The organism is Mycobacterium sp. NPDC006124 (genome assembly GCF_040614235.1).
GTDB lineage: Bacteria > Actinomycetota > Actinomycetes > Mycobacteriales > Mycobacteriaceae > Mycobacterium.
Genome location: NZ_JBEXUA010000035.1, coordinates 1 through 6,748, shown reverse-complemented (window position 1 = coordinate 6,748; position 6,748 = coordinate 1). Strand labels below are relative to the sequence as shown.

The window sequence follows — 6,748 nt, the reverse complement described above, 5'->3', positions numbered from 1 at the left end:
TCGAAGAATCACGCGATGACCTTCATTCGATCGGCTACGACACGCCGGGGCTCGAGATTCGGCCCGGCTCGTACACCACTCTGCTGGACGCAACCCGAAAGTGACCCGTGGTCAGGAAGGTGCGGAAGATGAGCCGACCAAAGCTAGGTCCGCGAGATCGAGTCCGTGTCGAATTCCGCCTACCACGCGAAGTGGCTGAGGCCGCGTACCGCTGCGCCGATGATTGGGACGTGTCCCTGTCAGAAGCTGGATCCAGGCTCATCGAGTCCGGTTACACAAGCCTCGGTTCGAAGTCGAAAATCCGTGCCTTAGTCGATGATTCGTGTCGAGAAGCCTCGGCTGGTCTGAACCCGTCCACCAACCAAGCGATGGACGGAGGGGATGCGACTCGGCGGGCGTAGAGAAGTCGCCGCCGTAGCGGCGGCCCCAGATATGGCGAAGGGCCGGGCTGGCACCCGGCCCCTCGCTAGCGGCCATGAGGGCCGCAGTTCCAGATAAGCCCCTCCGAAGGGACCTCATGATTGCAACGCATTCCTGCGCCCATGTCAACGCTCCGACACGTGTGTCGACACCTCAGCGCCGCGGCGGTGCTACCGGTGGCTGAACTTCGCACCCCTCCGATCACCGCGTCCCTCTCCTTCAAGACTCGTGATGACGATGCCGTCCAAACAGTCGGCTGGGATGACGCGAACGGCGTCGCAACGTGCTCGCTCACACCTTGGCGGACATTCCGGTGGTGGTACGGGCAGCGCCACTACTCCGGGACCTACTGGTCCGCGACAATGCAAGATCATGTGATCTATGAATCCCGGCTCGAGCTAACCAGGCTCATCTACGCCGACTTCGACCCTGAAGTGACTTCTATTGTCGCCCAGCCCTTCCTGATCGAGGCGGTCGTGGACGGCGAGAGGCGGAGACGCATCCCCGACTACCTGCTCCTAACATCACTCGGGCCGGTGGTGGTCGACGTCAAACCAATGGCCCGTACAACTGCACCCAAAGTCTCTTACGCCTTGAAGTGGACGCGGGAGCTCATCCAGGAGTTGGGGTGGCGCTACGAAGTGTGGACCGAGCCTCCGCCAATTGAACTCGCGAATCTTCGCTTCCTCGCCGGATACCGTGATGAGCGCCGGATGAACGCTGGCGTCGTTGAAAAGCTCCGCGGCAGCGAGATCGATGGGCTTTCGATCCAGCAGGCGATCCAGTCCTGCGACGGATGGCCACAACCTCTCGCCCATGCCGGTGTGTGTCACCTCCTCTGGCGCGGGGCGATACGCACGGACCTGAGTGCCACACTGCAAGCGTCGTCTGTCCTACGCGAGGTGCCGAACTCATGAAGCATCGGCGACGGGTCGGCCCTGGAGTCCGGCTGACCTACCAGGGAGAACTGATCGAAATCGTTGAGATCCGCACGGCTTCCGGCGGCAACATCGCAATCGTTAAAACCCTCGGCACCAACCAAATTCGTGCCGTCGCATTTAGCGACATCCTGATGTACCGGTCTGAGCAACCACACGAGGAGGCCTGGGACGCGGGAGACGATGAACCGGTCGAGGACGTTGCCGCCACTATCCTGGGCATGCTCAACGAGGCGGAGCGCAACGCGGTCCGCGATCGCGCTCGCCACATCCGGGAAGTCCTTACGGGATTTCGTGACGAACTTGGCGGATCCTCCACCACCGACGAGCCGAAGCCGCAGTACGACCCAGCGCTGTCGCTGAGCGCACGCTACGAAGCAAAGGCCGTCGAGCTCGGTGTCGACATGCGCACCATCCAACGGATGGTGGCCGAATACCGGGCACACGGGGAGGCAGGTCTGGCCAGGGGCAAGGGTGTCAGGGTGAAATCCATGCCGAGTGTGGACAGCCGCTGGCGGGATACCGCCGTGGAGGTCATGGTGGAAAGCGTCGATCAGTCGCGCCCTTCCCGCACCGCGGTGATAAAGCGCACGAACGCTCGCGTGATTGCTCGCTTCGGACCCGACGTCGTGCCTTTACCTAGCCGCGCTACTGCCTTTCGGATGCTGACCGAACTGGAAACTAGGCATCCAACCTTCCGATTGAGCACCAAACGTAACCGTGACATCGCTGAGCGAAACCCTGGTGTTTACGGAAAGCTGCGGCCCACGCGGCCGGGGGAGTACATGCTCATGGACACAACCAGGTTGGATGTGTTCGCGATGGACCCACTGACCCTGCGGTGGTGTCAGGTGGAGCTGACCGTGGGGATGGACTGGTACACACGCTGCATCACTGGCCTGCTTCTGTCGCCGGTGTCCACCAAGTCCGTAGATGTGGCAACGGTGTTGTACCAGGCCTACCGGCCACCGGCTGCGCCATCTACATGGCCGCGGGAGGCGACTTGGCCAGAACACGGAATCCCCTGTTCCGTTCTCCTGGATACAAACGGCATCGAACGTGAAGGCGTCCGCGCGGTCGGCCCGGCCATCGTCCCGGAGACGCTGATCGTCGATCACGGAAAGGTGTACGTCTCCGATCACATAAATAGCGTCTGTCAGCGGATGGGGATCTCAGTTCAGCCGGCGCGCCTACGAACTGGGCGAGACAAAGGGCCGATCGAACGCTTCTTTCGCACGATTCGTGAAGACCTGCTGCAGTATCTGCCCGGCTACAAGGGCCCTGACATCCACTCTCGGGGTCAGCACCCCGAAGGGGAGGCACATTTCTACATCAACGATCTCGAGGCAATCATTCGTGAGTGGATCGCGGTGGTGTATCACCGCAGGCCACACGCTGGCTTGATCGAAGCCGCGCTGCCGGGTCTCGAACTCTCGCCGGTCACGATGTTCGAGCATGGGCTCGCACGGGCGGGTTATATCGAGGCGCCCCGCAGCCCCGACTTGGCCTACGAGTTCCTCGCTGTCAAGAAGCGGACAATTCAGCCCTACGGTATCGAGATCGACGGTCGGAAGTACAAAGGCCGAGTCCTCAGTGGGCGTCAACACCAACGAAGCCCTTACCCAGGAGGATTGTGGCCGGTCCATTGCCACCCCGGCGACATTACCCGGGTGTACTTCCGCGATCCCGACAGTCGTACCTGGCACACCTTGGTGTGGGAACACGCTGGTGCACTGGTTATTCCGTTCAGCGACGAAGCGCTGCAATACGGCCGGAAGTTGGCCAAGCAGCAGTACACCTACCCCAATGACGAGTTGGCCATGGAGCTGCTCCTCGAGCGTTGGAATCTTGGCCTGGGCAGATCAGCGACTGAGCGGCGTATCGCGCTCCGGCAGTCGCGGGAGGATGAATTGCGTTGTGCAGCAGTTGCTTATGAAAGTGAACCAGCGTCGAAGCTGCCGTCGGTTCGACATGCACTGTCCGAATCAGCCGGGATGGGGGCGGATGAACCCACCTCCGTCGAGACAGAGACGGTACTCGGGGACGACGACAGTCCTGAAGACTTCTACGCCGACGCTTGGGAGGATGCGTGATGACAGCACCGCGCGTTCGCCGGCAGTCGCCTGCCCTGGACAATCTGACCCTGTCGCGCAAGGAAGGCTGGTTCGCGTTCGCCAATAGCCCCATACCTCCTGCACCCGAGCGGCTGACCCAATCGGAGCTGATAAGCCTGAGCGATGACCAGTTGGCGAAGTACAACGCGCGACGGCGCCACTGGCATGCGAACCTCGGCCCGATCAAGACCCCGCAATTGGCGAGTCTGCACGAAGACTTGTGGGACATTGTTGACAGCAACCTACAGTCCGGTGACAAACCGAAAAGCGCAGTCGCCGTTGATGGTTTCCCGGGGTTAGGCAAGACCACTGCGGCGCTGGCTTTCGCCAAAGATTTTCACATTCGGGAGATCGCGGAGTGCGGGCATACGACTGCTGAGGGCCACGAACGGATTCCGGTTTGCCGCGTCGGCCTAGCCGGTAACACCGGGATGCTGGATTTCAACCGGGCGATGCTCGGGTACTTCGGGCATCCTGGCATCAGCCGCGGTACGGCAGCCCAGCTTGCTCATCGAGTACTCGACTGCGTGTTGAGCTGCGAAACCCGACTGTTGATGATCGACGACCTTCACTTCTTGCGGTGGGGAAACAGCCAGAGCGTCGAGATCAGCAATCATTTCAAGTACATCGCAAACGAGTTCCCGGTGACGATCATGTACATCGGTGTCGGGTTAGCAGCCAAGGGACTGTTCTCCGAGGGAGAGTCTTATCAAGACGCTGTTATTGCCCAAACAGGCAGACGCACAACACGGCTCACCATGGACTCGTTCGATGTGAAGACGAAGTCCGCGCGACAGTGCTGGCGGCAACTGCTCCTAACACTAGAAAAAAGAATCGTTCTTGCCGGAAGCTACCCAGGAATGCTCGCCGATGAGCTCTCGGATTACCTTTTCGCGCGTTCCACCGGTCATATCGGCTCCCTGATGACCCTGATCAACCGGGGGTGCCAGCGAGCCGTACGTACGGGCGAGGAATGCCTTAGCAAGGACCTGCTTGATTTGGTCAAGAACGACGCCGCGGCTGAAAAGGCACGTAAAGAGCTTGAGTCGGCGATTACCAATGGCAAGATCACAACTCGCGTCGGTACAACATGAGCATCGCCGCGCGGCGCATGCCGATTAACGTCGAGCCCATCGAGGGCGAGGCACTCGATTCCTGGCTGGAAGCGCTCGCTGCTCGCACCCACACGAGCTGGGGTGATTTGCTCACCGCTGTCGGCCTGGGTGGTGTCGCAGCAGTCCGACGTCTACCGCAGTGGATGGTGGCGATCACAACGGATCAGCAATCCGCACTGTACGGAGCAACGGGCGTCGCACCGGCCACGCTGGCTGCAATGACGCTGTCCCGTTACGACGGACGAGCACTGGCCATCGACAAAACCCGTACGACCCTCGACCACCACTTCCCCTGGAGCCCACGGGTAGGTTCGCGATTCTGCCCCCAGTGTCTCTCAGAATCCGCCGGCCGAAGGCTGCTTACCTGGCGGCTGGGCTGGACCTTCGCGTGTCTCCGGCACCGGTGCCTGCTTGCTGATGGTTGCCCTGGGTGCCGAAGTCGCCCAATGGAACGTCACCGCCGCTTCGACGTGATTCCGAAGCCGGCCAGTTGCGAAGCTGCGGATGGTGTCCGAACATCCAAAAATGCTCGGTGCGGGATCGATGTTTCGACCGCTGTGACTCTCACGTTCGACGACGAGGCACATCCCGTACTTGCAGCGCAGAGATGGATCGATAGCGTCATCGCCGGGGGACGTGTGGGGTCGGGTCTTCACGCCCGGCGTGATGAACAAGGCCGCGCTGTCCTGTCCTCCGTGAGGGCGATCGCCATCAGAGCCTTGTCCTACGCGACACCGGACGAACTCGAACCTTTCATCGCCGCGGACCTGCTCGACGCCTATCGGCGCGACCATCCGCAACTTCCTACCGCCACACTGCGCAGTGACTCTCGGCAGCTGAGGATCAGATCGCCCAGGTCCGCAAGCTTGACCGCGGTCGGCGTCCTTGCCGCGCTTCGCTGTCTAGAGCAACCAGACGTGCAAACAGCGGCAAACGAGCTCCGCTGGTTGACGAAGGCGATGCGAACGCGGAAAGCCCTACCCTGCACAACCAACATGCTCTGGACGCCAGGAGTATCAAGGGCCGTCGAGCTGGCAGCGCTAGGCCCGACGCTGAAACCGAGCGATCAGCTCCGATACCGGACGATCAGTTCGTGGCCGTCGGTGCCATCCAAAACGGCCTGCGAAGTCAAAGAGCTGTCCAGAAAGATCCCCACCCTTCTGTGGCCGAAGTTGTCGCTACCGCTGGCAATCCGCGGAAGCCACCAGCGCCAACTTCGAGCCGCGCTGTCGGTAGCAGTGCTTCTCGTCGGTGCGCGAATAGTGCTAAAGCACAGCGTCCGCATTATGCGCAGTCCCATTGATGAACAGGGTGCATCCCGTGTTCTGCAGCTGCTCCACCAGCAGCCAGAATGGCTTGACGTCAGCCGCGCTTTCACTGGCCTTTCCGACTACCTGTACGACACTCGCATCCCCATTGACTACGCGCGCAGGCGCACACTGGATTACCGCACGTTGCTGCCGGAAAACGTATGGTTCCGCATTTGCAGAGAGACCGATACAGCAGGCCATGGATCGGCCCGGGCCGCCGTTGCCCGCTGCTATTTGGAAGAACGTATATCCGGGGCACCTACTGGAGTCCAAGATCTGCAACCGATGGTGCGGAGCAAGATTGCCGACTTCCCGTACTACCTGACGCCCGCACTCGCCGATGCGCTGGATAACCACGCACTTCAGTTCCTCGCGAGCCAGAATGTCTGCGACGAGCCCGTCAACTATGAACCCCCGGCGACGTGCTTGGCCGGACTTCGGTTACCCGGCATTGACCCGAACGAGGCGGACGTCGACGCGCTGCACCACTATCTGCAGGACGGGTTGCCGCTCGGCCGCGCCGCTGAGCGAGCCGGCATCGAACTAGAGGTTGCCCGCTACCTTCTGAGCGCCTATCCCTGCCCCGCACTGCGCAGCGGGGACCCTAGTGCCTATTTCGTTGCTAAGGAGGCCTTTCCGCGCCACCGGTTCATCGATCACTACAACGTGGAGGGTAGGAGCCTGCGTGATATTGCCGAGATCGCCGGTGTGAGCAGACAGACCATGGCACGACTGGCGAAAGACTACGAGATCGACCTAGGTCAAGTCCATGGACGTGGTGTACGACGTCGTCGTGTGATTCTTCGAGTTGATCGTTCAGGCGGGCAGTGCCGCGGGGGTTTCCTCCTGTT

The 6,748-nt window shown here is 61.2% G+C and carries 4 protein-coding genes; all 4 read left to right on the top strand.

What is annotated here, in order from left to right; all coding sequences use genetic code 11:
- The first annotated feature begins 596 nt into the window (after positions 1-596).
- A complete protein-coding gene (locus tag ABZ195_RS28525) occupies positions 597-1,337 on the top strand; it encodes a TnsA-like heteromeric transposase endonuclease subunit (protein WP_355223244.1) in 741 nt (246 codons plus the stop codon).
- Positions 1,334-3,451, top strand: a complete 2,118-nt coding sequence (locus tag ABZ195_RS28520; protein WP_355223243.1) for a transposase — start codon at positions 1,334-1,336, stop codon at positions 3,449-3,451. Before ABZ195_RS28525 ends, ABZ195_RS28520 begins: the two co-directional genes overlap by 4 nt.
- On the top strand, positions 3,451-4,566 hold the full coding sequence (locus ABZ195_RS28515) for a TniB family NTP-binding protein (protein ID WP_355223242.1): 1,116 nt from the start codon (positions 3,451-3,453) through the stop codon (positions 4,564-4,566). The genes ABZ195_RS28520 and ABZ195_RS28515 overlap by 1 nt, the downstream gene beginning before the upstream one ends.
- Positions 4,563-6,748 (top strand): TniQ family protein (locus ABZ195_RS28510; RefSeq protein ID WP_355223241.1); only part of this gene is annotated, 2,186 nt, incomplete at its 3' end. The genes ABZ195_RS28515 and ABZ195_RS28510, both read left to right, overlap by 4 nt.

Bases quoted from the DNA above. Each gene is read 5' to 3' on its own strand.
- ABZ195_RS28520 (WP_355223243.1), top strand. From the start codon at position 1,334: ATGAAGCATCGGCGACGGGTCGGCCCTGGAGTCCGGCTGACCTACCAG.
- ABZ195_RS28515 (WP_355223242.1), top strand. From the start codon at position 3,451: ATGACAGCACCGCGCGTTCGCCGGCAGTCGCCTGCCCTGGACAATCTG.